At 66.0% G+C, this 26,851-nt stretch carries 24 protein-coding genes; 12 read left to right on the top strand and 12 right to left on the bottom strand.

Annotation, left to right across the window (positions count from 1 at the left end; translation table 11 throughout):
* Positions 1 to 50: 50 nt before the first annotated feature.
* On the bottom strand, positions 51 to 989 hold the full coding sequence (locus tag FBX97_RS02685) for an exopolyphosphatase (RefSeq protein WP_141828699.1): 939 nt from the start codon (positions 987 to 989) through the stop codon (positions 51 to 53).
* Positions 990 to 1,251: 262 nt separating this feature from the next.
* Here FBX97_RS02685 and FBX97_RS02680 point away from each other — a divergent pair, with 262 nt between their 5' ends.
* From FBX97_RS02680 to FBX97_RS02665, 4 genes are all read left to right on the top strand, one after another.
* The gene (locus tag FBX97_RS02680; protein WP_141828698.1) at positions 1,252 to 2,619 is read left to right on the top strand and encodes a sensor histidine kinase; all 1,368 of its coding nucleotides are present in this window, start codon (positions 1,252 to 1,254) and stop codon (positions 2,617 to 2,619) included.
* A gap of 96 nt (positions 2,620 to 2,715) precedes the next feature.
* The gene (locus tag FBX97_RS02675; protein ID WP_141828697.1) at positions 2,716 to 3,522 is read left to right on the top strand and encodes a LytTR family DNA-binding domain-containing protein; all 807 of its coding nucleotides are present in this window, start codon (positions 2,716 to 2,718) and stop codon (positions 3,520 to 3,522) included.
* Between the two features lie 142 nt (positions 3,523 to 3,664).
* On the top strand, positions 3,665 to 4,828 hold the full coding sequence (locus FBX97_RS02670) for a PAS domain-containing sensor histidine kinase (protein ID WP_141828696.1): 1,164 nt from the start codon (positions 3,665 to 3,667) through the stop codon (positions 4,826 to 4,828).
* A gap of 156 nt (positions 4,829 to 4,984) precedes the next feature.
* Positions 4,985 to 6,064, top strand: a complete 1,080-nt coding sequence (locus tag FBX97_RS02665; RefSeq protein ID WP_141828695.1) for a porin — start codon at positions 4,985 to 4,987, stop codon at positions 6,062 to 6,064.
* Between the two features lie 70 nt (positions 6,065 to 6,134).
* On the opposite strand, the gene FBX97_RS02660 is transcribed toward FBX97_RS02665, so the two are convergent.
* Both FBX97_RS02660 and FBX97_RS02655 read right to left on the bottom strand, forming a co-directional pair.
* Positions 6,135 to 6,794, bottom strand: a complete 660-nt coding sequence (locus FBX97_RS02660) for a class I SAM-dependent methyltransferase (RefSeq protein WP_370457122.1) — start codon at positions 6,792 to 6,794, stop codon at positions 6,135 to 6,137.
* A gap of 43 nt (positions 6,795 to 6,837) precedes the next feature.
* On the bottom strand, positions 6,838 to 7,779 hold the full coding sequence (locus FBX97_RS02655) for a CysB family HTH-type transcriptional regulator (RefSeq protein ID WP_141828694.1): 942 nt from the start codon (positions 7,777 to 7,779) through the stop codon (positions 6,838 to 6,840).
* A 164-nt stretch (positions 7,780 to 7,943) separates the two neighbouring features.
* Here FBX97_RS02655 and FBX97_RS02650 point away from each other — a divergent pair, with 164 nt between their 5' ends.
* Genes FBX97_RS02650 through cobA form a run of 6 tightly spaced genes read left to right on the top strand, consistent with a single transcriptional unit; the run spans position 7,944 to position 13,962 of the window.
* Positions 7,944 to 9,632, top strand: a complete 1,689-nt coding sequence (locus FBX97_RS02650) for a nitrite/sulfite reductase (protein WP_141828693.1) — start codon at positions 7,944 to 7,946, stop codon at positions 9,630 to 9,632.
* Complete coding sequence (locus FBX97_RS02645) at positions 9,625 to 10,182, top strand: DUF934 domain-containing protein (protein ID WP_141828692.1); 558 nt, start codon at positions 9,625 to 9,627, stop codon at positions 10,180 to 10,182. The genes FBX97_RS02650 and FBX97_RS02645 overlap by 8 nt, the downstream gene beginning before the upstream one ends.
* An 18-nt stretch (positions 10,183 to 10,200) precedes the next feature.
* On the top strand, positions 10,201 to 10,917 hold the full coding sequence (locus FBX97_RS02640) for a phosphoadenylyl-sulfate reductase (protein ID WP_141828691.1): 717 nt from the start codon (positions 10,201 to 10,203) through the stop codon (positions 10,915 to 10,917).
* A 29-nt stretch (positions 10,918 to 10,946) separates the two neighbouring features.
* A complete protein-coding gene (gene cysD, locus FBX97_RS02635) occupies positions 10,947 to 11,885 on the top strand; it encodes a sulfate adenylyltransferase subunit CysD (protein WP_141828690.1) in 939 nt (312 codons plus the stop codon).
* A complete protein-coding gene (locus FBX97_RS02630) occupies positions 11,885 to 13,213 on the top strand; it encodes a sulfate adenylyltransferase subunit 1 (RefSeq protein ID WP_141828689.1) in 1,329 nt (442 codons plus the stop codon). Before cysD ends, FBX97_RS02630 begins: the two co-directional genes overlap by 1 nt.
* Before the next feature lie 20 nt (positions 13,214 to 13,233).
* A complete protein-coding gene (cobA, locus tag FBX97_RS02625) occupies positions 13,234 to 13,962 on the top strand; it encodes a uroporphyrinogen-III C-methyltransferase (RefSeq protein WP_255517263.1) in 729 nt (242 codons plus the stop codon).
* A gap of 9 nt (positions 13,963 to 13,971) precedes the next feature.
* Here cobA and FBX97_RS02620 read toward each other — a convergent pair whose 3' ends face one another.
* The 5 genes from FBX97_RS02620 to lptF form a co-directional block, all read right to left on the bottom strand.
* On the bottom strand, positions 13,972 to 14,397 hold the full coding sequence (locus FBX97_RS02620; RefSeq protein WP_141828687.1) for a hypothetical protein: 426 nt from the start codon (positions 14,395 to 14,397) through the stop codon (positions 13,972 to 13,974).
* A gap of 126 nt (positions 14,398 to 14,523) precedes the next feature.
* The gene (locus tag FBX97_RS02615; protein ID WP_141828686.1) at positions 14,524 to 17,022 is read right to left on the bottom strand and encodes a DUF4214 domain-containing protein; all 2,499 of its coding nucleotides are present in this window, start codon (positions 17,020 to 17,022) and stop codon (positions 14,524 to 14,526) included.
* Positions 17,023 to 17,221: 199 nt separating this feature from the next.
* Positions 17,222 to 17,590 (bottom strand): sirohydrochlorin chelatase, encoded by a 369-nt coding sequence (locus FBX97_RS02610; protein WP_141828685.1) that lies wholly within the window; start codon positions 17,588 to 17,590, stop codon positions 17,222 to 17,224.
* Complete coding sequence (gene lptG, locus FBX97_RS02605) at positions 17,590 to 18,774, bottom strand: LPS export ABC transporter permease LptG (protein WP_141828684.1); 1,185 nt, start codon at positions 18,772 to 18,774, stop codon at positions 17,590 to 17,592. Before lptG ends, FBX97_RS02610 begins: the two co-directional genes overlap by 1 nt.
* Positions 18,771 to 19,919, bottom strand: a complete 1,149-nt coding sequence (lptF, locus tag FBX97_RS02600) for an LPS export ABC transporter permease LptF (protein WP_141828683.1) — start codon at positions 19,917 to 19,919, stop codon at positions 18,771 to 18,773. The genes lptG and lptF overlap by 4 nt, the downstream gene beginning before the upstream one ends.
* A gap of 98 nt (positions 19,920 to 20,017) precedes the next feature.
* Here lptF and FBX97_RS02595 point away from each other — a divergent pair, with 98 nt between their 5' ends.
* Positions 20,018 to 21,514, top strand: a complete 1,497-nt coding sequence (locus FBX97_RS02595) for a leucyl aminopeptidase (protein ID WP_141828682.1) — start codon at positions 20,018 to 20,020, stop codon at positions 21,512 to 21,514.
* A gap of 126 nt (positions 21,515 to 21,640) precedes the next feature.
* Here the strand turns inward: FBX97_RS02595 and FBX97_RS02590 are convergent, their stop codons facing one another.
* The 3 genes from FBX97_RS02590 to FBX97_RS02580 form a co-directional block, all read right to left on the bottom strand.
* Entirely contained in the window at positions 21,641 to 22,114 is a 474-nt protein-coding gene (locus tag FBX97_RS02590; RefSeq protein WP_141828681.1) for a hypothetical protein, read from the bottom strand.
* A gap of 73 nt (positions 22,115 to 22,187) precedes the next feature.
* Positions 22,188 to 22,391 carry a DUF1653 domain-containing protein gene (locus FBX97_RS02585; RefSeq protein WP_141828680.1) on the bottom strand — a complete coding sequence of 68 codons (204 nt, stop codon included), beginning with the start codon at positions 22,389 to 22,391 and terminating at the stop codon, positions 22,188 to 22,190.
* Positions 22,392 to 22,396: 5 nt separating this feature from the next.
* A complete protein-coding gene (locus FBX97_RS02580) occupies positions 22,397 to 22,744 on the bottom strand; it encodes a hypothetical protein (RefSeq protein ID WP_141828679.1) in 348 nt (115 codons plus the stop codon).
* 451 nt (positions 22,745 to 23,195) lie between these two features.
* Between FBX97_RS02580 and xth the strand changes: the two genes are divergently transcribed.
* Positions 23,196 to 23,960, top strand: coding sequence for an exodeoxyribonuclease III (gene xth, locus FBX97_RS02575; protein ID WP_141828678.1), 765 nt, complete (start codon positions 23,196 to 23,198; stop codon positions 23,958 to 23,960).
* On the opposite strand, the gene FBX97_RS02570 is transcribed toward xth, so the two are convergent.
* Positions 23,947 to 26,826, bottom strand: coding sequence for an EAL domain-containing protein (locus FBX97_RS02570; RefSeq protein ID WP_185748446.1), 2,880 nt, complete (start codon positions 26,824 to 26,826; stop codon positions 23,947 to 23,949). The genes xth and FBX97_RS02570 overlap by 14 nt on opposite strands.
* Positions 26,827 to 26,851 lie beyond the last annotated feature (25 nt).

Genomic DNA, 26,851 nt, shown 5'->3' with positions numbered 1-26,851 from the left:
ATGATACCGGAGCGGCGGCGGAACGGACAGGGCCGGCGTCGCTTCCGTTGTCAGCCTTCGCTGGTGATGCGCTTGACGAGCGCCCCCAGAACGTCCTCGGCCATGTCGTTCGACACCTGGCAGGTGCCCGCATTTTCGTGGCCGCCGCCACCGTATTCCAGCATCAGCATGCCGATGTTGGTCCTGGAGCTGCGGTTCAGGATCGACTTGCCGGTGGCGAACACGGTGTTCTGGTTCTTCAGGCCCCACAGCACGTGGATCGAGATATTGGTTTCCGGGAACAGCGCATAGATCAGGAAGCGGTTGCCGGCATAGATCACCTTTTCCTCGCGCAGGTCGAGCACGACCAGGTTGGCATGCACCTTGGCGCAGCGCCGGATCTGCTGCTTGCACAGTTCGTTGTGCTGTTCATACAGCGTCACCCGCTCGCGCACGTCCGGCAGTGCCATGATCTGCTCGATGCCGTGGTTGCGGCAGTAATCGATCAGGTCCATCATCAGCTGGTAGTTCGAGATGCGGAATTCGTGGAAGCGGCCGAGGCCGGTGCGCGCATCCATCAGGAAGTTCAGCAGGTTCCAGCCCTTGGGGTCGAGCACTTCTTCCTGGGTAAACCGGGCGGCGTCGCCCTTGTCGACCGCCGCCATCATGTCACGCCAGGCGGCCGGGAAGGCGCGCGTGCCGCCGTAGTGGTCGTACACCACGCGCGCCGCCGACGGCGCCCTGGGGTCGATCACGTGGTTGTCGCGGCGGCCGCTGTTGCGGACGGTTTCCGACAGGTGGTGGTCGAAGGCCAGGTGCGCGCCCGCCACGTACGGCAGGTTGGTCGTGATGTCGCGCGCACTGATCGCGATCTTCCCGTCCTGCATGTCCTTCGGATGGACGAACAGGATGTCGTCGATCAGGTCCAGGTGCTTGAGCAGGACGGCGCAGACCAGGCCGTCGAAGTCGCTGCGGGTTACAAGGCGGTAGCGTTGCGGAACGGCAGACATCGGCACACCCTTTCATGGCAGTGGAGACCGAATCATCATACCGTGCAATATTTCCAAATGACAGTTTTTGGTGAAGGATTGCAGTCCAGGCACCTTATCCTGCGGGCTGTCGCAAAGCGCTGGCACTGGGGCGGCCCGCAAATTACAGTTGTAACATCCCAACAGCAGGCGTGGATGCGGCCGGCATTTCGCCGCCGGAGGCCGGCCAGGCAGTACACTCGCCGGCACAGTCCATTAGCGCTCTATCAAGAATAATAGTTCCATGCCAACATCGCGTCCAACCCAGCAGGCCTTGTCGACCGCCCTGTCATCGCTGTACCGCGCCTTCGACGCGGTGGCGACCTGGGTGACGCAGCTGTCATGGTGGAAGTTCCTGCTGTTTGCCGCGCTGCTGCTGACGGCCGGCACCATCGTGCAACAGGAATTGTTTTCCGGCGGCGAGGAAGACATCGTGCGCACCGAGCGCAGCGCGCGCCGCGACGAACCCACCATTACCATCGACGACAGCGGCATCCACCTGAATCCGCGCGGCCGCGCGCGCAGCGGCGCCACCGTCAACATCGATCCGGAAGCCGAAGCTGCCAAGGCCGAGGCTGCCGCAGCCGCGGCGTCGGCCGAGGCCGAAAAGGCCGCCGGCAAGGCCGGCAAGGCGGCGGCGGATGCCGCCCAGACTGCAGCCGCCGGCAAGGCCGCGCAGGCGGTACCGGTGCCGCCCGTACCGCCCGCGCCGCCGGGTACGCCGTCGCGCGTCGCCAAGAGCGGGCGCGGCGGCGACGAGGTCCACATCGACCTGCCGCCGCAGATCAGCGACGAGCTGTCGGATGCGATCGAAGCCGCGGTCGACGATGCCGCCGAAGCCAAGGCGCGCAGCTACCACAAGCAGGCCTCGACCTGGTTCACCAGCTTCGTCTGGCTGCTGGTGCTGGCCCTGTTCGGTACCAAGGCGCTGGTCGGCGGCAAGAAGCGCGCCGAGGCCGAGATGCAGACCGCCACCGCGGCGGCCGAGCGCGAGTCGATGCAGCGCCAGCTGTCGGAAGCCAAGATGCAGACCATGCAGGCACAGGTCGAGCCGCATTTCCTGTTCAATACCCTGGCCTCGGTCGAGCACCTGATCGAGACCGACCCGCCGCGTGCCTCGGCCATGCAGCGCACCCTGATCCAATACCTGCGCGCGGTGCTGCCGCAGATGCGCGACAACACCCTGGTCACCAACCTCGGGCGCGAAGTCGACATGGTCAACGCCTACCTCGACCTGCTGAAAATGCGCATGGAAGAGCGCCTGACCGTCAACGTGCAGGTGCCGAGCGGGCTGCGCAGCGCGGCCTTCCCGCCGATGATGCTGCAGTCGATGGTCGAGAATGCAATCAAGCACGGACTCGAATGCAAACCCGAGGGCGGCCACCTGGACGTGACTGCCGAGGTGTTCGACAGCCGCCTGCGCGTGACCGTGGCCGACGACGGCGTCGGCTTCGGGGTCGTGCCGAGCAAGGGCACCGGCCTGGGCCTGTCGAACATCCGCGACCGCCTGGCACTGTTGCACGGCAAGGCCGGCCACCTGCACATCGCGGCCAACAGTCCCAGCGGCGTGATCGCGACCATCGAAGTGCCCTACCAGCTGGCGCCAAAATAGACCCCATCGAAATCGGAATCCAGCCTATTGCCCCAGGCGACGTTTCGTTGAATAATCGACATTCCCTCATCCAGCCCATTACGAGCCACTGCGACCATGCCTACTGCGATCATTGCCGATGACGAAAGACTGATGCGCGACCTGCTGCGCACCCGCCTGTCCCAGGCGTGGCCGGAACTGCAGATCGTCGGCGAAGCGAAAAACGGCGACGAAGCCGTGCAGCTCGTCGGCGAACTGCGGCCCGACCTCACCTTCCTCGACATCCGCATGCCGGGCAAGACCGGGATGGATGCGGCGCGCGAGATCGGCGACGCCAGCCAGGTCGTGTTCGTGACCGCCTACGACGAGTATGCGGTGGAAGCCTTCGAGCGCGGCGCCGTCGACTACGTGCTGAAACCGCCGGAACCGGAGCGCCTGCGGATCACGGTCGAGCGCCTCAAGGAGCGGCTCAAGGAACGCAGCGGCACGGCGGAAGGCGCGGCGCCGCGCGCGGGCGCGCCTGCGGCCGTGAACATGAGCGACACCGTCAGCGCCATGCTGACCCAGCTGGCGGAGAAGATCGCCGCGCCCAAGCCGAAATACCTGCAATGGATCCAGGCCAGCATCGGCCAGGACCTGCGCATGATCCCGGTCGAGGACATCCTGTTCTTCCGTTCGGATGAGAAATATACCTGCGTCCAGACCGACAAGCTGGAAGCCCTGATCCGCAAGCCGGTGCGCGACCTGGCCGAGGAGCTCGATCCCTCGCTGTTCTGGCAGATCCACCGCGCCACGCTGGTCAACGTCAATGCAATCGAAGGCGTCACGCGCGACATCCGCGGCCGCCACCTGGTGCTCATCAAGGGCCGTCCGGACAAGCTCGAAGTCAGCCGCAGCTTCCTCCACCTGTTCAAGCAGATGTAAGAGCGCCTGAAAAACCTCCATGGCGGCGTTGCATCGTCTCGCCGTACTAGCATCATACTGTCGAGCCTCAAGCCGGCCATGGCCGGCGGCGCGTAAGGTAGATCCCGGACCCGCAAGCGGGTCGTTTTTTCGAGGGCCTACCATGAACCCGTCGCGCCGCCTGCGTTTCACCGGCTGGCCCGCAGCCTCGCAATTGGGATGTTTCCTGATCGGGCTGGCTGCCGGCCGTGCGCTGGGCCGCCGCGTCCACAAGGAAGCAGACACCGTGCCCGCCAGCCGCCAGATCGTGCATCACGCCAGCGAAGCCATCATCTCGGCCGACCTCGGCAACCTCATCGTCACCGCCAACCCGGCCGCCGCCAGCCTGTTCGGCACCAGCGTCGAGCAGATGCTGGGCAGTCCGCTCGAACGCTACATCGAAGCACCGCACGGGTCGCAGGACGGTCCCAGCGAATTCTTCGGTGCCGGCGACGGCCGCGCCGGGCGCCGTGCCACCGACTACACCGTCACCGGCCTGCGCGCCGACGGCCACCGTTTCCCGCTCGAAGGGTCGATCTCGCGCGCCAGCAACGGCACGCCCTACTACACCGTGATCATGCGCGATGTCTCGGACCGCCAGCGGGTGCAGGACAAGCTGTCGCGTTCGCACGACCAGCTGCGCCAGCTGTCGGCCGCGCTCCAGACCATCCGCGAAGAAGAGCGCACCCACATCGCCCGCGAGCTGCACGACGACCTCGGCCAGATCCTGGCCTCGCTGCGCATGGACCTGAACCTGCTGCAGCAGACCGACGGCACGCCCACCGACAGCCTGCGCCTGATGCACGGCATGGAAGCCAACCTGCTGACCGCGATCACCTCGCTGCGCCGGATCGCCACCAACCTGCGGCCGCGCGCGCTGGACGAAGGCGGCCTGTATTTTGCCCTGCAGGGATTGCGCGACGATTTCGTCGAACGCTACGGCATTCCCTGCGCCCTGCTCGCCGACGAAGCCGAACTGCGCCTGGACGACGCCGCCAGCACCGCCATCTTCCGCATCGTGCAGGAAGCGCTGACCAACATCGCGCGCCACGCCGAAGCGACCAGCGTGACCATGAACCTGTTCCGCCTGAACGGCGACCTGCTGGTGACGATCCGCGACGACGGCGTCGGCATCCGCCCCGAAGACATGGAAAAGGCGGCCTCGCTGGGCCTGATCGGCATGCGCGAGCGGGTCTGGGGCATGCGCGGAGAAATCTCGATCAGTTCCGAAACACCATCCGGCACGCGCGTCGACATCGTGCTGCCGGTTGCCGGGCACCTGGTATGAGCAGCGGACCCGGCCAGCAAGTGTGGATAATAAACAACATTTCGCTTTGTCATTAAACGGACATACGTCTTCGATAAGATGCCAGTCATTCAAGAGAGTAGTTTATAAAAAGCAACTCCTCTCTCGACCGACTTTACCCTTATTGGAGAAACCCGAATGCAAGTCAAACGCCTGGCCATCGCCCTGATCGCCGCCACCCCGCTGTTCGCTGCTGCCCAGTCCAACGTCCAGCTGTACGGTATCCTCGATGCCGCCGTGTCGTCGCAGGACCTCGGTGGTCCGGAAGGCCGTCAGACCGTGGTCAACTCGGGCAACCAGTCGAGCAGCCGCTTCGGTTTCCGCGGCAGCGAAGACCTGGGCAATGGCCTGAAAGCGATCTTCAACCTGGAAGCCGGTACCGCGATCGACACCGGCGCCGGTGACTCGGCCCTGTTCGGCCGACGCGCCGTGGTCGGCCTGGACGGCGCCTTCGGTGCCGTGACCGTGGGCCGCGAATACTCGCCGATCGCTTCGATCGCCGCCGCCTCCGACGCTTTCGGCCAGGGCTTCTACGGCTCGAACCTGGCCGCCTTCGGCGCCAACTTCCCGAACACCGCCGCCGCCGCAGCCCCGGCCGGCAGCACCAACCGCCTGACCCGCCGCCTGGGCAACTCGGTCAACTACAAGAGCGCATCGTTCGCAGGCTTCAGGGTGCTGGCCGCCTTCGCCGCCGGCGAAACCACCCCGACCACCACCACCAACGTCAACACCTCCCTCGAAAAGGGCAACCTGTGGGGCGGCGGCGTGGAATACACGCTGGGCGGCCTGTACCTGGGCGCCGCCTACCACCAGATCAAGCGCGTGGCAGCCGACGAAGACAAGGAAATGGCAGTCGGCGGCAGCTACCGCTTCGACCAGCTGGGCGGCTTCGAGATCAAGGCCAACTGGATGAAGGCCGAGCGCCCGGCCGTGGCCGACTACAAGCAGGCCAACATCGGCGGCTCGATCCCGTTCGGCGCCCACCGCTTCTACGTCAACTACCAGCAGCAGAAGCAAGCCAGCGCCGAAGGCAAGACCTGGGCACTGGCCTACACCTACTCGCTGTCGAAGCGCACCAACCTGTACGCCAGCTACGCCAGCCTGGACAACAACAGCACCGGCCAGTTCGGCATTGCCTCGTCGTCGGTCACCCTGACCCCGACCGCCGTGAACCGCGATCCGGACGTGTTCTCGCTGGGCCTGCGTCACACGTTCTGAGCGAACACCTGATACAAAATGAAAGCGGCCGGGGTCTCCCGGCCGCTTTTTTCATGGCGTGGACGCCGCGTTATTTCAAACGGCAGGTCAGCAGCCAGTAATACTCCATGCGCACGATCTTGATCTCGCGCACCGCGTCGGCCAGGCGCTTGCGCAGCGTGCTGTCGGTCGGGTAGCTCTTGGGCAGCTCGACCCGCTCGCCGTCCGGCGTGGTCACCAGCTGGAAGGTATTTCCCTGCGCATCGGTACGCGCGATGGTGGTGCTGCTGCCCTCGACGTAGGCGTCGTCCAGCACGATCAGCAGCACGTCCTTGCCCACGCGCGCGCGCAGCTGCTTGAGGAAGGCTTCCTGTTCCTCGCGCAGCAGGTGCGACCACCAGAAGCCGATGAAGACCGCGGTGAAGTCGCCCAGGTCGGCCGGCAGGTCGAGGCCATCGGCTTCGCGGAAGCTCACCTTGTCGGCCGGCAGGCGGCGGCGCGTGGCCAGTGCCAGCATCTCGGCGCTGGTGTCGGTGGCGACGATGCGCTCGGCGCTGGCGGCCATGACTTCGGTCCAGTAGCCGGTGCCGCAGGCCAGTTCCAGGATGGTATGGCCGCGCACCAGGTGGGCCACCATCTCGCGCAGCTGGCCGAGGTCGTTGGCGCGCTCGTGGCGCCCGCTGGCGGCGGCATCGTAGCCGGCAGCAGTTTTCGCGTAAAAGGCCGCAACTTGGTTCTTGTGTTCCATCATTCTTCTCTAGTTCTCAAAGCTCGTCGCATTAAAGCTCGTCGCATTAAAGCTCGTAATTGTCGCTCGTGCCGCGCATGGCCGACTCCACCATCTTGCGATTCAGCGTCGGCGCCAGCAGCTCGATGAAAGTATAGATATAGCTGCGCAGATAGGCGCCCTGCTTCACCGCCACCCGCGACACGTTCATGCCGAACAGCTGGCCGACCGGGATCGCCCGCAGGTTGCGGTCGCGTTCCGGGTCGAAGGCCATGCCGGCGATGATGCCGATCCCCATGCCCAGTTCCACATAGGTCTTGATGACGTCGGCGTCGATCGCTTCCAGCAGCACGTCCGGCTTCAGGTGGCGCAGCTCGAAGGCGTGGTCGATCTTGCTGCGGCCGGCAAAGGCGGAATCGTACGTAATCAGCGGGTAACCCGCAATCTCTTCCAGCGAAATTGCCTTGGAGCGCGTCAGCGGATGCTCGTGCGGCACCACCACCACGTGTTCCCACTGGTAGCACGGCAGCGTGATCAGGCCGTCGACGGCGGCGATCGACTCGGTCGCGATGGCCAGGTCGGCCTGGTCGTTCTTGACCATCTCGGCGATCTGGCGCGGATTGCCCTGCAGCAGCGACAGCCGTACTTTCGGGAAACGCTGCATGAAGGCCTGCACCACCTTCGGCAGCATGTAGCGCGCCTGGGTATGGGTGGTGGCGATCGTGAAGCTGCCGCTGTCCTGGGCCGCGTATTCCTTGCCGATGCGTTTGAGGCTGTCGATCTCCTGCATGATCAGCTCGACCGACTGCAGCACCAGGCGGCCGGGTTCGGTCAAGCCGCGGATACGCTTGCCGTGGCGGGTGAAGATATCGACCCCGAGTTCTTCTTCCAGCTCGATGATGGCCTTGGAGACGCCCGGCTGCGACGTAAACAGCGCCTTGGCGGCATCGGTCAGGTTGAAGTTCTGGCGAACCGCTTCACGTACGAAGCGTAGTTGGTGGAGGTTCATTGCATTTTCTAAAAATCAATCCCTACGTGCATTTTACAAGCTTGCTTATACCTCAGGCTCATATAAGCAAATAAAATCTCAGTCGTTTGGAATAAAGCTCTATTTTATTAATATTCCATTAGTTTGGGTCAGGACTGGCCCACCGCATCCACAGGATCTTGACCATGTACCGTTACGACCAATACGACCACCTCATCGTGCGCGAACGCATCGCGCAGTACCGCGACCAGGTACAGCGCCGCCTCAACGATGAGCTGACCGAAGAAGAATTCCTGCCGCTGCGCCTGCAGAACGGCCTGTACATGCAGCGCCATGCCTACATGCTGCGCATCGCTGTGCCCTACGGCCTGCTGTCGACCGCGCAGATGCGCATGTTCGCCCACATCGCGCGCAAATATGATCGCGGCTACGGCCACTTCACGACGCGCCAGAACATCCAGTTCAACTGGATCGAACTGGAGCAGACGCCGGACATCCTGGCCGACCTGGCGTCGGTCGAGATGCACGCGATCCAGACCTCGGGCAATTGCATCCGCAACACTACCACCGACCAGTTTGCCGGCGTCGCAGCCGACGAGATCGTCGATCCGCGTCCGTTCGCCGAAATCCTGCGCCAGTGGAGCACCTTCCACCCCGAGTTCATCGCCCTGCCGCGCAAGTTCAAGATTGCCGTCAACGGCGCCGTGGAAGACCGCGCCGCGATCGCGATCCACGACATCGGCCTGACCGCCGTGCGCAACGAAGCGGGCGAAGTCGGCTTCAAGTTCATGGCCGGCGGCGGCATGGGCCGCACCCCGATCCTGGGCAGCGTGATCAACGAATTCGTGGCCTGGCCGCACCTGCTGACCTACACCGAAGCGATCATGCGCGTGTACAACCAGTTCGGCCGCCGCGACAACAAGTACAAGGCGCGCATCAAGATCCTGGTCAAGGCGCTGGGCGTCGAGGAATTCACGCGCCTGGTCGAGGCCGAGTTCGCCGACCTGAAGGACGGCCCGGAAACGCTGACCGCCGAGGAACTCGAGCGTGTCGCGGTCTGGTTCAATCCGAAACCATATAAAACGCTCGAAGCGATCGATCCCCGTGCGGCACATGCAGACGACAAGGCCTTCGCCAACTGGCTGCAGCGCAACGTCAAGCCGCACAAGGTACCGGGCTACGCCTCGGTCGTGCTGTCGCTGAAGAAAACCGGCGTGCCGCCGGGCGACGCCACCGCCGAGCAGATGGACTTCGTGGCCGAACTCGGCGACAAGTACAGCTTCGGCGAACTGCGCGTGACCCACGAGCAGAACCTGGTGCTGGCCGACGTCGAGCAGTCGAAACTGTTCGAAGTGTGGCAGCTGGCCAAGTCCAAGGGTCTCGCCACGCCGAACATCGGCCTGCTGACCGACATCATTGCCTGCCCGGGCGGCGATTTCTGCTCGCTGGCGAATGCGAAGTCGATCCCGATCGCGGCGGCCATTGCCGAGCGCTTCGACAACCTCGACTTCCAGCACGACATCGGCGACATCGAACTGAACATCTCGGGCTGCATCAACGCCTGCGGCCACCACCACGTCGGCCACATCGGCATCCTGGGCGTGGACAAGGACGGTTCCGAGTGGTACCAGGTGTCGCTCGGCGGCGCCCAGGGCAACAATGCCGCGATCGGCAAGATCATCGGCCCGTCGTTCTCGGCGCCGCAGATGCCGGAAGTCGTCGGCCGCCTGCTGGACGTGTATGTGCGCAACCGCGTCGAAGGCGAACGCTTCGTCGACGTCGCCCAGCGCCTGGGCATCGCGCCGTTCAAGGAATATGTGTATGCCACGCCGATCCCGGCGGGCGAACTGGCTGGAGAAGACCACTATGCTTAATCACCACCCACAGATCATCAAGGGTCGCGCAGTGGTCAACGACGACTGGAGCGTACTGAAGCTCGACGAGGGCCAGACGCCCGAGAGCGTCGAGGTCCCGCAAGGCAAGATCATCGTGCCGGTGCCGGTCTGGCTGGCCCAGCGCGAGCAGCTGAGCGGGCGTGGCGAGATCGGCATCTGGTTCGCCTCGGATGAGCTGGCGGACGCGGTCAAGGACGACCTGGCGCAATTCGCCGTGGTCGCCGTCGACTTCCCGAAATTCACCGATGGCCGCGGCTATTCGATCGCCTACAACCTGCGCAAGCGCCTGGGCTATACCGGCGAACTGCGCGCGATCGGCGACGTGCTGCGCGACCAGCTGTTCCAGATGTACCGCTGCGGCTTCGACGCCTACGCCACGCGCCAGGATCGCAACATCCATGACGCGCTGAAGGGCCTGAGCGTCTTCTCGGAAACCTACCAGGCATCGGTCGACCAGCCGGTGCCGCTGTTCCGCCGCCAGGCGCGCGGCGTGCCCCCCGAGCACGTCGATACCGGCGCCGGCATCTGAATCAATTTAGGAAATAACATGAGTGACCTGCACGCGCGGGTGGAAGAAACCCGCGGCATCCTGGAGCGCATTGCGCGCGATTTTTCGCCTGCCGTGTTCGCTTCCAGCCTGGCGGCCGAAGACATGGTCCTGACCGACCTGATCTTGCGCGCCGGGCTTCCGATCACCATCTTCACGCTGGAGACCGGGCGCCTGCACAAGGAAACCCTGGACGTGCTCGAGAAGGTGCGCGCCCAGTATGGCCATGAAATCAAGCTGTACAAGCCGCAGCCCGAAGCGGTCGAGCGCTACGTGACGCAGAACGGCCTGAACGCCTTCTATGACAGCGTCGAGATGCGCAAGGAATGCTGCCGCATCCGCAAGGTCGAGCCCCTGGGGCGCGCCCTGGCCGGCAACAAGGCCTGGGTGACCGGCCAGCGCCGTTCGCAGTCGACCACGCGCTCCGAACTGGCGGTGCAGGAAGACGACGCGGCGCACGGCATGCAGAAGTTCAATCCGCTGGCGGACTGGAGCGAGGCGGACGTGTGGGAATACATCCGTGCCAACACGGTGCCCTACAATGTCTTGCACGACCGCAACTACCCGTCGATCGGCTGCGAACCCTGCACCCGCGCGATCCAGCCGGGCGAGGACGTGCGCGCCGGCCGCTGGTGGTGGGAAAGCGCCGACTCCAAGGAGTGCGGCCTGCACCTGGTAGACGGCAAACTCATTCGTATCAAATCCGTGGCCGCCTGATTTTTGGCCACAGCAACGACAGGAATATCATGACGACGTTCAGTGACACCCCCGGCGCCCTTGGTGACGTCAACGCGCGCCACCTCGACGCATTAGAGTCCGAAGCGATCCACATCCTGCGCGAAGTGGCCGCCGAGTGCTCGAACCCCGCCCTGCTGTTCTCGGGCGGCAAGGACTCCGTGGTGCTGCTGCGCCTGGCGGAAAAAGCCTTCCGCCCGGGTAAGTTCCCCTTCCCGCTGGTCCACATCGACACCGGCCACAACTTCGACGAAGTGATCGCCTTCCGCGACGCCCGCGTGGCGGAACTGGGCGAGCGCTTGATCGTGGGCTCGGTCGAGGACTCGATCAAGAAGGGCACCGTGCGCCTGCGCAACCCGCAAACCGATTCGCGCAACGCGGCCCAGGCCGTCACGCTGCTGGAAACCATCGCCGAGCACGGCTTCGACGCCTGCATCGGCGGCGCCCGCCGCGACGAGGAAAAGGCGCGCGCCAAGGAACGCATCTTCTCGTTCCGCGATGAATTCGGCCAATGGGACCCGAAGGCCCAGCGCCCCGAACTGTGGGATTTGTACAACACCCGCGTCCACCCGGGCGAGAACATGCGCGTGTTCCCGATCTCGAACTGGACCGAACTCGACGTCTGGCAGTACATCGCCCGCGAAAAGCTGGCCCTGCCGCCGATCTATTTCGCACACGAGCGCCAGGTGATCCCGCGCAACGGCCTGCTGGTGCCGCTGACCCCGCTGACCCCGGCGCGCGAAGGCGAAACGGTCGAGACGCAGACGGTCCGCTTCCGCACCGTCGGCGACATCTCCTGCACCTGCCCGGTGTCCTCGGATGCGGCGACGGTCGACGCCATCATCGCCGAGACCGCGATCACCCAGGTGACCGAACGCGGCGCGACCCGGATGGACGACCAGACCTCGGAAGCGTCGATGGAAAAACGCAAGAAGCAAGGATATTTCTGATGAACGCCCCGACCGAACAACTGAACCACCAAGCCGACGCCAGCGGCCAGGCCAGCCTGCTGCGCTTCATCACCGCCGGCTCCGTCGACGACGGCAAGAGCACCCTGATCGGGCGCCTGCTGTTCGACAGCAAAGGCATTTTCGCGGACCAGCTGGCCGCCGTGTCGCGCTCGAAGCACAAGCGCACCGTGGGCGACACGATCGACCTGTCGCTGCTGACCGACGGCCTGGAAGCCGAACGCGAGCAAGGCATCACGATCGACGTGGCCTACCGCTACTTCGCGACGCCGAAGCGCAAGTTCATCATCGCCGACACGCCCGGCCACGAGCAGTACACCCGCAACATGGTGACCGGCGCCTCGACCGCCGACGCCGTGATCATCCTGGTCGACGTGTCGAAGGTGAAGCTCGGTGACGACGGCTCGGTGGAGCTGCTGACCCAGACCAAGCGCCACTCGACCATCGCCAAGCTGCTGCAGATCGAGCACGTGATCGTCGCCGTCAACAAGATGGACCTGGTGAACTACGACCAGACCGTGTACGAGCGCATCGTCGGTGCCTACACCGAATTTGCGCAAAGCCTCGGCCTGAAGGACATCACCGCGATCCCGCTGTCGGCGCTGGCCGGCGACAACGTGGTCGACAAGAGCGACAACATGGCGTGGTACGACGGCCCGACCCTGATCGAGCTGCTCGAAGGCCTGAGCGTGTACGACGAGGCGCACGCCGCCCCGTTCCGCTTCCCGGTGCAGCTGGTGGCGCGCCACAACGGCCACGAAGCCAACGACTTCCGCGGCTACATGGGCCGCGTGGAGTCGGGCAAGATCGCGGTCGGCGACAAGATCGTGGTACAGCCGTCCGGCCATGAAGCGACGGTCAAGGAAATCATCACCTTCGACGGCCCGCTGCAACAGGCGGTGGCCGGCCAGTCCGTCACCCTGCTGCTGAACGAATACGTCGACATCTCGCGCGGCGACGTGCTGGCCAATGCCGAACAGCCGGCCACCCTGCTCAAGCAGGTGACCGCCGACGTGTGCTGGATGGCCGACGAGCCGCTGGACGTGCGCCGCAAGTACTGGATCAAGCATGGCACGCGCCAGACCATGGCCAAGGTGAAGTCGATCGACGACATCCTGGACGTGAACACCCAGCAGCGCCACGCTGCAGACGGTCTCAAGCTGAACGACATCGCGCGCATCCAGATCGCGGTGCAGCAGCCGCTGGCGGCCGACGCCTATGCCGACATCCGCGCCACCGGTGCCTTCATCCTGATCGATGAAGTTACCCACCAGACTGTCGCAGCCGGTATGATTCGGATTGCTGAATAATCTGAAAGGCGGATAGCGCAGTGCTGGGGAAAGTGTATTTGATCGGAGCCGGACCCGGCGCTGCTGACCTGATCACCGTTCGCGGGGCGCGCCTGCTGGCGCAGGCCGAGGTCGTGCTGTACGACGCCCTCGTCACCCCCGAGATGCTGGACCTGTGCCGGCAGGCCGACCTGGTCTCGGTCGGCAAGCGTTCCGGCCAGCGCTCCGCCGCACAGGGCGACATCAATCGCCAACTGGTCGAATCCGCGCAGCGCTACCGCACCGTGGTGCGCCTGAAAGGCGGGGATCCGATGCTGTTCGGGCGTGCCGACGAGGAATTGCGTGCGCTCGAGCAGGAAGGCATCGAGGTCGAGATCGTCCCCGGCATCACCACCGCGGTGGCCGCCGCCGCCGCCACCAAACAGCCGCTGACCAAGCGCGGCGTGGCGCGCAGCGTCGCCTTCTTCACCTCCAGCACCGCGCCCGACCAGCCGGACCACCCGGCCCTCCCCGAGACCGACACCCTGGTGCAATACATGGGCGGACGCGAAGCCGCCGCCACGGCGGAACGCCTGCTGGCGGAAGGCCGCCGCCCCGACCTGCCGGTGGTGGTGGTGGAAAACTGCAGCCGCGCCGACGAACGCATCCTGCGCCTGACGCTGGCCACGCTGGCGCACGGTCTCGAGATGTCGCACGGGCCGATGCTGGTGATGATCGGCGAGGCGCTGCAGCGGCGTGAGCATCAGGCGCCGGATGCGGCGGGTGGCTGAGCCAACAATCTAACGCACACCCTCGCGCCGCAAGCGGTCATGCTCGTCCAGCTCCTGCTGCAAACGCAAAGCCGCCGCCCCTGTATCCAGCGCGATCCCGTTCAGCCGCGCCAATGCCGCCGCCAGCCGCGTGCCGGTGCGGCCGCCGCATTCCCGCATGTGCCAGATCGCCAGGTCGCGCCGCATGGTGGCGACCTCGTCGCGCAAGCCGGCCAGCATGCGGCGCAGGCTGCCGTCGGCATCGGAGGCGATGCGCAGCAGCGGTCCATCGAGGGCACCGCTGCACATGTGGCGCGACATGGCGTCGATGCGCGCGCGCATGCGTAGCAGGCGCAGCGCCATGCGGTCGAGGCGGCGCGCGCACAGGATCTCGACCAGCGGGCGCGGCAGCGCTTTACGGAAGGTGGCAAGCAGTTGCGCAAGAGGTTTGGGCATGGGTTGCGGGCAGAGATTCGGGGCGTAAGGGGCCACCGGGGAGTGTCGGCGGGGATGCCAACCCTGTCCATGCCGGAAACGGGATGGGGACCATGACGCGGCGCAAAGAGTGCGCCGACACCGCGCTCAACCCGCCCAGTGAACGTAATCGATCCCGTTCTGGATACTGCCCACCACCTGCGCCTGGTTTTCCGCGCTCTCGCTGAAATTCACCAGCACCTCCGCGCGCGACACGATCTGCAGCGACGACATCCAGAAATCGAAGCCCGCCCCTTCCGCCGGCCGGTGCAGCACGTTCTGGTACAGCGCGTCGACGAATTGGGCGTCGCTGAGGTTGGCGCCGTACAGGTCCTTGAATTCCTGGCTGCCGACGAAGTCGCGCGCCGCGTCCTGCAGGGGCGCACCATGGTCCAGTACGTCGATCCAGAAGCCGAGGCCGACCTTGTCCGGGGTGCGGTCGAAGGCAGCCTGGTACAGGCGGTAGGCCTGGCCGGCGGTGCCGTCGATGTCGAGCGCGACCATGCCGTCGCCGAACTGCACGCGCTCGATGTTCTGCAGCGTCGCGTGGTCGCCCTTGGCGTCGGTGACCGAGAAGCCGCTGCCCTCGTGCGCCACCGTGAAGCTGGCGCGCGCGCCGCTGTAGACGGCGGTGTCGAGGCCGGCGCCGCCATCCAGTACCACCGCGCCCGCCGGCACGCCCATGGCATCGTTGCCGGTGTTACCGACGATCGCCGGCAGCGGCGACGTGCCCAAGGCCGCCGACGACAGCGTGGTACTGAGGTGGGCGGCACTGCCATCCGCAACCTGCCCCTGCAGCACGCGCATCTCGACGCCGACGCTGCCGCCGGCCGCGGTGTCGACCCAGGCGGTCACGAAACCGCCGCCCGCCAGTGCGCTGACGTCGGCCCCTGCCTGGTCGCCGGCGCGGTGCTGGCTGACCGCGAACTCGTGCGGGTCGAGCGCGCTGCCGTCGGCACCGAAGCGGCGCCCGAAGATGCCGTTGCCGGCATCGTCGCTGCCCTGCCAGGTGACCACGAAGCCGCCGTCCGACAGCGCGGCAACCGCGGCGTCGTAGCGCCCGCCGCCGGCGTCGACGTTGGCCTGGGTCAGCTCGCCCAGCGCATGGCCGGCGCCGTCGAAGCGCTGGAAATAGATGTCGCTGATCGAAAAGCCGTGCGGATCGTTCATGTAGCTGTCCCAGGCCACCACGAAGCCGCCGCCGGCCAGCGCCGTCACGTGCGGCAGCGGGGCCGCGGTCATGATGCTGGCCGCGTAGCCGTCGCCGCTGGCCACGATGGGCGTACCGCCGTTGATCGACGCGTACACGTTGCCGTCGTTGATCTCGCCCCACGCCAGCACGTAGCCGCCCTCCTTCAGGGCCACGAGGTCCGGGCTGTATGCCGACCCCAGCGCGCCGGCGTCGTGCACCGCGCCGATGGCGCTGCCGTCGGCGGCGGCCTGCTGCACGTGCACCGTGCCGCCGCTGCGCCAGGCGACCGCGAACGAGCCGTCCGCCAGCGTCGCCACCGCCGGCATCGAGGCATCCCCGGCCGCGCCGCCATCCACCACGTGCTCGGCGCCGGCGCTGCCGCCCGCCTCCACCACGCGGTAGGCGATCTTGTTGGCGCCGCCATCGTGCAGCGTATAGGCCACCACGAAGCGGCCACCCGCCAAAGCGCTCACCGCCGGCTGCCCTTCGGCGGCACCGCCATTCGGGGTCAGAGCGAAGTTGGCGCCGAGCGCATTGCCGGCGGCATCGCGCGTCTGCGCCCACAGAGCGGCGTCCGGCCCCTGCCAGACCGTGACGAAGCCGCCGGTGGACAGCGTCGCCACCGACGGGCTGGCGCCCGGGGCATCGCTGCCGGCACCGAGTCTGGCTTCGTTGGCGAAGCCGGCCAGGTCGCGCGTGCTGCCGTCTTCGACCGTGTAGGTGAGCGTGCGCGTCACGCCGGTGTTGGGCAGCGGGTTGCCGCCCGCGTCGACCTGGTAGCGGTCGTAGTAATGGAGGGTGGCCGAGGCCGCGCCGCCGCTGGCCGGCAGCAGCGCCGCATTGGCGATCACCAGCCGGCCGCTGGTATCGACCGCGCGGTCGTAGGCGACCGCGAACAGGCCCGGCTGCGACTGGCTGTCGATCACCCAGCGGCCGCCGGTGAGCGCACCGGTGTCGACCGGGAGCAGCACGTCGGCCACGTCGCCGGCCTGCATGGTCGTGAACAGGATGTCGTAGCTGCCGGTCAGCCCGACCGGCTGGTTGTCGACCACCACCGTGTTTTCGAAGGTGGCGATGCTGCCGTCGGCCAGGCGGTAATGGACGTTGAAGCTGTCCGGCGTGACCGAGTCGCCCGGCTGGCGGTCCTGGAAGCGCCACAGGGTGGCGCCGAGGGCGCCGCTGGCCGCGACGTAGGCGCCCTTGCCGTCGACCGGCAGCGCGTAGTTGCTCCAGGTCTTGCCGGCATCCAGGCTGAATTGCAGGTCGCCGCGCGAGGCAGCCTGGCCGAGGCTGCTGGATGCGTCGAAGGCGACGGCGGCGACCGGCGAGGCGCCGGCCGGCGTGGCCCCGGCATAGTTCCAGGTGGTGCTGGCGTAGCCCGGGCGGACGTTGATGAGGGTGGCGGGGGTAGTCATGGCGTGTGGTACTCAAGCACAGGATAGATGAGCAACATAATTCCTCAAGGCAAATCTAAATGCAATGAGGAAATTATTTTCGTACCTGCGCTTACGCCAAAAACCAACGTTCGATTAATTCCGCGACAACGGAGTTAATGAAAAAAATTACTTCGCAAACAATACAGATAATGAACCGGATACCATCAGGCCGCCGGGTTCAGGGCAGCGCCGCGGCGCAATACGCGGCCATCGCGGCCAGCACGTCCGGGTCTTCGCCCACCGCAGGCACGGTCGAGAAGCTCACTTCCGGATAGGTGGCGCGCAAGCCGTCCATCAGCTGCGGCAGGTCGCGCAGAAGATGGCCTCCCTGCCCCAGGAACACCGGCACCACGGCGATGTCGCGCACGCCATCCGCGACCAGCGCCGCCACCTCGTCCGGCAAGGTGGGGGTCATCAGCTCCAGGAAGGCCAGCGTGACCTTGCAGTCGGGGCGCTGCTGCGCTGTCAGTTCGCGCAGGCGCTGGAACGGGACAGCCCAGGAAGCGGCGCGGGCGCCGTGGGCAAACAGTACGAGTGCACGTGTCATCAATGTCTCTCCACCCAGCGCAGGCCGCCGAGCGCCAGCGCCAGGAACAACAGGCTCGGTGCCACCGCCGTCAGGAATGCCGGCCACGTGGACAGGATGCCGATGTGCGAGAACAGCGAATTAATCAACAGGAAGCTTACGCCGATCATGATGCCGACGAAAATCTTGAGGCTGACGCCGCCGCTGCGCGATTGCAGGTAGCCGAAGGGCAGCGCCAGCGCCATCAGGACGAAGATCGACAGCGGGTCGACCAGCTTCTTCCAGAACGCGATCTTGAAGCGCTCGGTCTCCTGGCGGTTTTCGGCCAGGTGGCGCGTGTACACGGCCAGTTCGTTGGCCGACATGCGCTCGGGGTCGGAACGCGACACCGACAGGATCTTGGGCGTGATCTCGGAGGCCAGGTCGAGCGTGGCCAGCTTGCGCGTCTCGACCCGGGCCGTGTCCTGGCCGAAGCGCGACTGGATCGACTCGCCGCTGGCCGCCGCGGAACCCGGTGCCGGCAGCGTGCGGCTGTTGGTGAACTGGGTTTCGGTGACGTCCTGCAGGCGCCAGATGCCGTTGCCGCTGAAGGTGGCGCTGGCCGCCGTGATCAGCGCGCGCATGCGCATGCTGCTGTCGAATTCGTACAGGCGCACGTCGACCAGCTGGCCGTCCGGACGGATCTGGCGCGCGTTGAAGAAGCGCGAGCCGGTGACCGGGCCGCGCGCGCCGTCGGCGTGGACGGTGTCCTTGGTCCACATGCCGGAGCGGAATTCGGACGACACGGTGGCGCCCTTGGCCGACAGGCGGATGCGCTCGGCCAGCGGCGCGGTACGCGGCGTGATCACTTCCCCGAAGATGAAGGTGATGACCACGAACACCAGGCCGATCTTGAACAGCATGGCGGCCGCCATCCGCGTCGACATCGATGATGCGCGCATGATGGTGAATTCCGAGCTTTGCGCGAACTGCGCCATCGTGTAGATGGTGCCGAGGATGGCCGCCACCGGCATCACGCGGTACATGTTGCCCGGTACCTGCATCAGCACGTACAGCAGCGCATGCTGCATCATGTAGCCGCCCTTGCCGACGTCGGGCAATTCCTGGGTCAGGTCCATGAAAGCGATCAGCGCCAGCAGGGCGACCAGCACGAAGGCCACCGCCTGGCTGATATTCACCAGAAAATAGCGTTGCAGGATCTTCATTGGGCGCCTCCCTTGACGGACGCGCTTTGCAGCAGGCGCCGGCGGCGCAAGGCATTCAGGACCACCATCGGATGCAGGCGGTGGTTGACGTTCATGCGCCAGGCGAACAGGACGACCGCCGCCAGCACCACCAGCAGGTGCAGCGGCCACCAGCCGGTGGCGAAGGCCAGCCTGCCCTGCTCGACGGCCTTCTCGGCAGCCTTGGTCAGGTTCAGGTAGGTAAAGAAGATCAGCAGCGCCAGGATCAGGTTGGTCGAGGCGCCGGCACGCGGGTTGACGAAGCCGAGCGGAATCGCCAGCAGCATCAGCACCACGCACATGATGGGTGCGGTCATGCGGTACTGGAGTTCGGCGCGGGTGTAGGGGTTGGGCGGCAGTGCCAGCAGCGCCGGCGTGGACAGGCCGCCGACCTTCACGTCGCCCAGCACCGGCACCTGGGTCGCCACGCGCATGCGGTAACGCTCGAATTCCATCGACTGGAAGTCGGCCCGGCCCGGCGTGCCCGAATAGCGGCGGCCGTTCTTGAGCACCAGGTACTGTCCGCCCTTGCCGTCCGGCTCGATCACGCCTTCCTTGGCGACCACGGTGGTGGTCAGGCCCTTCTCGACCGTGTTGACGAAGACGTTCTGGACCACCGGCGAAGCGCGCCCGCCGGTGCTCTCGACGAAGAACACGCGGTTGGCACCGGCCGATTCGCGGAACTGGCCGGGCGCGACGCGCTGCAGGTCTTCGCGCTTTTCAAAGCGCTGGCTGAATTCGCTGCTCTTGAGCTGGGCCCAGGGGATCACGACGAAGGACAGGGCCGCCACCACGGCCACGATCGGCAAGCCGAAGGTGAGCACCGGCACGATCCAGCGCGCGAGCGACTGGCCGGAGGCGAACCAGACCACCATTTCGGAATCGCGGTAGCTGCGGGTGATGACCACCAGGACGGAAATAAAGCTGGTGAGAATCAGGATGGTTGGCTGATAATTCACCACCGCCAGGCCGATCAGGGCCAGCACGTCGCCCGAATCGACCTTGCCGCCCGCGGCCCGGCCCAGGATGGTGATCAAGGTCCAGGTGACGAGGATCGAAAACAGGACCGTGAAGGTCGCGCCGGCCACGCTGGCCAATTCACGCTGTAGGGCGCGTCGGAAAATCATTCGATGGTTATAATTGCAGGTTAATTTGGAACTGAGCAGTCACTGAGCAGTGCAGTGTCCGTCGCAAGCACGGCCGAAAATACGAAACGGAGAATCAAATGGACTTTAGCATAAAAGCATTCGACACCAAAAACACGCTGGGCGCGGCCAAGTCGGGCTGCATCGCCGTGGCGGTATTCGAGAACAAGAAACTGTCGGAGGCAGCGAAGGCCCTCGATCTGAACGGCGCCATCTCGGCCGCCGTCAAGTCGGGCGATATCTCCGGCAAGCCCGGTTCGACCCTGCTGCTGCGCGGCGTGGCCGGCATGACGGCAGGCCGCGTGCTGCTGGTGGGCGTCGGTGCCGACGAGGCGATCAGCGAGAAGAGCTTCGGCAGCGCCGTCACCGCGATGCTGAAAGCCTTCGCCTCGCTGGGCGCACAGGATGCCATTATCGCATTCCCGTTCGAGAATGTGAAAGGCCGCGACCTGAACTGGGCGGTGCGCAGCATCGTCGTCGTCGCCAACGAATCCGAATTCCGCAGCGACGCGCAAAAGAGTAAAAAAGATCCGGCCATTACCGGCGTGCGCAAGCTGGCGCTGGCCGTGCCGGCTGCCACCCCGCAGCTGAAGGCCGTACTGGCGCAGTCGATCGCGATCGCCAACGGCATGAACCTGACCAAGGAACTGGGCAACCTGTCGCCGAACGTCTGCACCCCGACCTACCTGGCCAACACCGCACGCAAGCTGGCCGAGGACTACGGCTTCGACGTCGAGATCCTGGACCGCAAGCAGCTCGAAGCGCTGAAGATGGGCAGCTTCCTGTCCGTCACCCGCGGCAGCGAAGAGCCGCCGAAGTTCATCGTCCTCAAGCACATGGGCGGCAAGCCGAAGGACGCGCCGACCGTCCTGGTGGGCAAGGGCATCACCTTCGACACCGGCGGCATCTCGCTGAAGCCGGGTCCGGGCATGGATGAAATGAAGTACGACATGTGCGGCGCCGGCTCGGTACTGGGCACCTTCCGCGCGATCGGCGAGATGAACATCAAGCTGAACGTGATCGGCATCGTGGCCGCCTGCGAGAACATGCCGTCGGGCCGCGCCACCAAGCCGGGCGACATCGTCACCGCGATGAACGGCACCACCATCGAGATCCTGAATACCGACGCCGAAGGCCGCCTGGTGCTGGCCGACGCCCTGACCTACGCCGAGCGCTTCAAGCCGGCCGCCGTGGTCGACATCGCGACGCTGACCGGCGCCTGCATCGTCGCCCTGGGCCACCACAACTCGGGCCTGTTCACCCGCCATGACGACATCCACAACGCGCTGGCAGACGAGCTGATGGACGCCGGCGCCCAGACCGGCGATACCGCCTGGCGCCTGCCGATCGGCGAGAACTACAACGAGCAGCTGAAGTCGAACTTCGCCGACCTGGCCAACATCGGCAGCCCGGGCGGCGCCTCCTGCACCGCAGCGGCCTTCCTGGAAAACTTCACCCGCAACTACACCTGGGCCCACCTGGACATCGCGGGCACCGCCTGGAAGAGCGGCGCGGCAAAAGGCGCGACCGGCCGTCCGGTGCCGCTGCTGACGACCTTCCTGCTGAACCGCGTGTAAGCGAAGGCTGGTTCCACCAGCCTGAAAACCGTCGCCCCTGCGCAGGCAGGGGCCCAAGTTATGAGCGCTTCGACGGCTCGTGCAACTTGGGCCCCTGCCTTTGCAGGGGCGACGTTCATGGGAAGGCTAGAAAACCACGTCGCCCGGCACCGGCGCCGCATCCGGATCGCCCGGCCGTCCACCGGCTGCCCGCAGGAGGATGGTGAGCGTCGACGGATACGCCACCCCCTCCCCCGCCTGGCGGTTGATGTAACCCTCCATCCCGGCCGTGATCACGACATTGCCGATCAACTTGTCGGTATCAAACAATCCCGCGTTATGCGATGCCGCCTGCTCGCGCGCGCTGCCGACGCCCTCGCGCGCGCAATCGATGGTCAGGGGATCGCGGGTGCGCTCGACGGTGACGCGGCCCGGCGCCACCACGAACCAGCGCCCCGCGCTGTTGGACAGCACGCAGCCGACGCCGACGACTTCGCGGTGGCCGAGGATGGTATGGACTTCGAGCTGCTGCGACGGCGCGTCGGCGCCTGCCACCACGCAGCCGGCCGTGGCGGCCGCCAGCGCCAGTGCACACGCAATGCGGAAACGGAAAATGGACATGGTTCGACCCGGGACGAATACCTGCCAGTTTACGGCAGGTTGGGGCTGAACATGAGGGAATGCAGAAGGCGATTCAGGGCGGGATGGCGGCAAAACGCGGCATGCGCACACCGTCCACCTCGACCTGTTCGAAGAAGGCAGCACTTGGGCGCACCCAGGTCCTGCCGTCTTCGCCGCGGTAGACAATGACGGGTGTGAGGTCCGCCTCGAGCGTGGCCTCGCTGACCAGCTCGTACACGCCACCCTTGTAGTGGCGATAGCGGTTCGGCCCCGTCATCCGCCTCAGACCTTTTCTTCGGCCTGGGCGCGCGCTTTTTTCTTGAGGTTCTGGATGACCTTGACGATGCCTTCGACACCGGCGTTGTCGTCGAGCTCGCTGAAGGCGTCGAGCACCTCGTTGAGCACGCGATTGCGCACGGCGGCTTCGTCGGCCAGCATCTTCTGCGGCTGGGCTTCGGCCTGTGCAGGCTTCTGCGCAGCCTCGGCGGCCTTCTGGCCATGGGCCAGGGCGGCCTGCCAGATCAGCCAGCGGCGCTGGGTTTCATACACCAGATACTCTTCCGGCTTATCCTCACGGCGCCGGACGATGTGGCCATCGCGTTGGGCCCATGCTTCAAATGCTTGGCGCATTACTGTCCTTTATTAAAGCTCTGTGCAAATCCATGCCTGCTGGATCCGCGATCGTTACACACTTTGCCTCGGCCGCTCGGCACCCGGCCAAGGCACCAATTTCAAAGCAATGAATCGCTCATGAATACTTGGCTACGAAGAAATATAACAATACCACACTGCTAGTTGATGTACTGCAATTTTTTCTTCAAAGGGAAGACGATACGTAAGCATCTCTCCCCTTACAGCGATTGTTACATCTTGACACACTTCGGCCGAGCTTGCCAGTACGGTCTATAATCTTTATTTACCGAACAATGATTTTACGATATTTGTGTTGCACTCAGCGCAAATAAACCCAATTGTGCTGAAACATGTTGAAAGCTAGCAACCGTTGCGGGTTTTGATTCAAACATTGATACTGCGCAAACTTACGCCGGACAGTCTGGTGTGAAATAACAGGTTTATCAATATGAAGATCGCAACTTGGAACGTCAATTCGCTGAAGGTACGCCTGCCGCACCTGCTGCAGTGGCTTTCCACCTCCCCTGTCGATGTGCTGTGCATCCAGGAGACCAAGCTCACCGACGACAAATTTCCGGTCGCCGAGATCAACGCCGCCGGCTACCAGGTCGTGTTCAGCGGCCAGAAGACCTATAACGGCGTCGCCATCCTGTCGCGCCACCCGATCGCCGACGTGGTGCGCAACAACCCGCATTATGCGGACGAGCAGCAGCGCCTGATCGCCGCCACCATCGAGGGCGTGCGCTTCATCTGCGCCTACGTGCCGAACGGCCAGGCGGTGGGCTCCGACAAGTACGAGTACAAGATGGGATGGCTGGCCGCGCTGCGCGAGTGGGTGCGCGAAGAAATGGCGGCGCACCCGCAGTTCGCGATCCTGGGCGACTACAACATCGCCCCGGAAGACCGCGACGTGCACGACCCCGAAGCCTGGGCCGGCCAGATCCACTGCTCGCCCGCCGAACGCGAGGCGCTGCTGGCCCTGAACGGCCTGGGCCTGACCGATGCCTTCCGCCTGTTCGACCAGCCGGACAAGCAGTACAGCTGGTGGGATTACCGCCAGATGGCGTTCCGCCGCAACCGCGGCCTGCGCATCGACCATATCCTGCTGTCGGCGCCGCTGGCGCAGCGCTGCACGGCATGCGTCATCGACCGCGAGCCGCGCAAGTGGGAACAGCCGTCCGACCACACGCCGGTGATCGCTACGCTGGCTTAGTTCCCGGCCCCAGCAGCGCGGCCACCTCGGCATGGCCGGCCGGCCGCGCAAACAGGTAACCCTGCGCATACTGGCAGCCGCTGCCCTGCAGCAGCGCCAGCTGGCCTTCGGTCTCCACGCCTTCCGCCACCACCGCCATCTGCAGGCTGCCGGCCAGCGCCATGATGGCGGCGACGATGGCCTGGTCTTCGCTGCTGGTCTCGAGCTCGCGCACGAAGGCGCGGTCGATCTTGATCTTGCGGACCGGGAAGCGCTTCAGGTAAGCCAGGCTCGAATAGCCGGTGCCGAAATCGTCGATCGACAGGCGGATGCCGATGCGGGAGATCTGGCCCAGCGTTTCCAGCGTCTGGCCGCAATGCTGCATCAGCGCGGTTTCGGTGATCTCGAATTCGAGCAGGCCGGGGTCGATCCCGGTCTCCTCGACGATGGCGCGGATCGAGTCGACCAGGCCGCGGTGCATGAACTGGCGCGCCGACAGGTTGATCGCCAGCGGCAGCGGACGCCGGCCGGCGCGCTGCCAGGCCACCGCCTGTTCGCAGGCGCGCCGGATCACCCACTCGCCGACCGCCACGATGGCGCCGTTTTCCTCGAGGATCGGGATGAATTCGCCGGGGGCGACCAGGCCGCGCTGCGGATGGCGCCAGCGCAGCAGCACTTCCAGCGCCTGCGGCGCACGGTCGGCGACGGCGACGATGGGCTGGAACAGCAGCGCGAACTCGTCGCGCGCGAGGGCGCCGCGCAGCTCGGTCTCGAGTTCGAAATGGCGCTCGGCGGCATCCATGCAGCCCGAATAGAACTGGTAGTTGTTGCGGCCGGCCGCCTTGGCCTGGTACATCGCGGCATCGGCCTTGCGCATCAGGCTATCGACGTCGGTGCCGTCGTCCGGATACAGGCAGATGCCGATCGAGGTCGAGATGTGCAGGCTGCGGCCCTCGAAGGACACCGGCTCGGCCAGCACGTCGATGATCTTGTCGCCGACCAGCGTGCATTCCTCGGCCGCGCGCACGCCCGGCACCAGCACCACGAACTCGTCGCCGCCGAGGCGCGCCACGGTATCGCTGGCGCGCACCACGCGGCACAGGCGCTGCGCGACTTCGCGCAGCAAATGGTCGCCGGTGGCGTGGCCCAGGGAATCGTTGATCGTTTTAAAACGGTCGAGGTCGAGGAACATCAGCGCCAGCCGGCGTCCGTCGCGCCGTGCCGCCAGCAGTGCGCGGTCGAGGCGTTCGGCCAGCAGCGCGCGGTTGGGCAGCCCGGTCAGGGCGTCGTGGTAGGCCATGTGGTGCACTCGCGCCTCGGCCTGGCGCCGTTCGACGATCTCGGCCTGCAGCTCGGCGGTGCGCTCCTGGACCCGCACCTCGAGTTCGTCGCGCGCGCGGCGCAGCGCCTCCGCCGCTTCGTGCTGGGCGGTGACGTCGTCGACCAGCCAGACGCTGCGCCCTTGCGGCTGCGCCAGGTCGAACGGCCGGCCCGACAGCCGCGCCCAGAACAGGCTGCCGTCGCGCCGCACCAGCTGGTGCTCGGAGGTATGCACGCGCCCGCTGCGGAAGTCGGCGTCGACCCGCACACGCGCCGCCGCCCAGGCCTGGGCATCGGGATACAGCTCGCTCACCCACTGGCCGGCGATGGCGCCGTCGCCGCAGCCGAACAGCTCGCCCATCTTGGGGTTGCAGCGCAGGGTACGGCCGTGCTCGACCACGGCCACGCCCAGCACTGCATTGTCGAGGATGGCCTGGTTTTCCATCAGCGCGTTGCGCAGCGATTCTTCGGCCAGCTTGCGGCCGCTGCGGTCCTCGATCATCCAGATCATGGTGCCCTGCCCCAGCTCGCCGGCATTGGCCGGATAACCGATGATGCCGACCCACATCGGCGTGCCGTCCTTGCGCACCATCGTGTGCTCGCAGCCGAACCGGCGGCCTTCCGCCAGCACCGCGTAGGCGTGCCGGCCCAGGGTCAGGAAGGCGTCTTCGTCGGTGTACATCAGGCGCGTCGACCGGCCCAGCACTTCCGACTCGCCGTAGCCGAACATCGCCGCGAAGCAGCCGTTGCAGCGGGTGATCACGCGTTCGCGCGTGAAGAAGATGCCGACGGTGGCATTGGTCATGATCGCCTGGACCTCGGTCAGGGCCTGGCGCTCGGCCGTGACGTCTTCCACGATCCAGACGGTGCCGGCCTCGCGCGCGCGCGCGTCGACCGCCTTGGCGCGGATACGGCACCACAGCAGCGCGCCGTCGCGGTGGCGCAGCTGGAGCTCGTCCTCGTACAGGCCGCCGGCACCCAGCACCTCCAGCGCCGCGTCGACGAAAGCCTGGTAGTGGCCGGGTGCGGCAAATACGCTGACGGGATCGACGCCGGTCAGTTCCTCGGCGCTGTAGCCGAGCATTGCCGCCATGCGCGGATTGCAGGACTTGACCAGGTGCGGCAGGGTGACGACGATGCCGACCGGCGCATGCTCCAGCACCGTGGCCTGGCGCAGCACCGTGCCGCGCAGGGCGGCGTCGGCCCCGCTGCGCGAAGGCGGACCGAACACGAAGGTGGCGCCGGCGCCGCACGCCGCCGGCAGCGGCTTGGCGCGCACCTCGAGGGCCCGGCCCGGCAGCGCGGTGCCGGCGGCCAGCACGACTTCCCAGCGCCCTTCACGCGCCAGGGTCTGGCTGGAGGCGATCGCCATCGCGGCCGGCGCCGTGAGCGCGTCCATGTCCAGCAATTCGCCCAGCGAGCGCCCTTCGAGCGGTCCGCCGGCGAGTTCCGCCATGGCCGGGTTGGCGGCCCATACCACGCCCTGCGCGTCGCACGCGCACGCAGGCGCGGCAATCAGCGCCAATGCCTCGGCCACGAAGGCCGCCTTGCTCGTTACACGATCCATCCCAGGTTTCCATGCTGGAGGCCCA

It is taken from the genome of Herbaspirillum sp. SJZ107, assembly GCF_006715485.1.
Lineage (GTDB): Bacteria > Pseudomonadota > Gammaproteobacteria > Burkholderiales > Burkholderiaceae_D > Telluria.
Note: the sequence above shows the minus strand (reverse complement) of the source record. Positions and strands in the feature narration are given on the sequence as shown.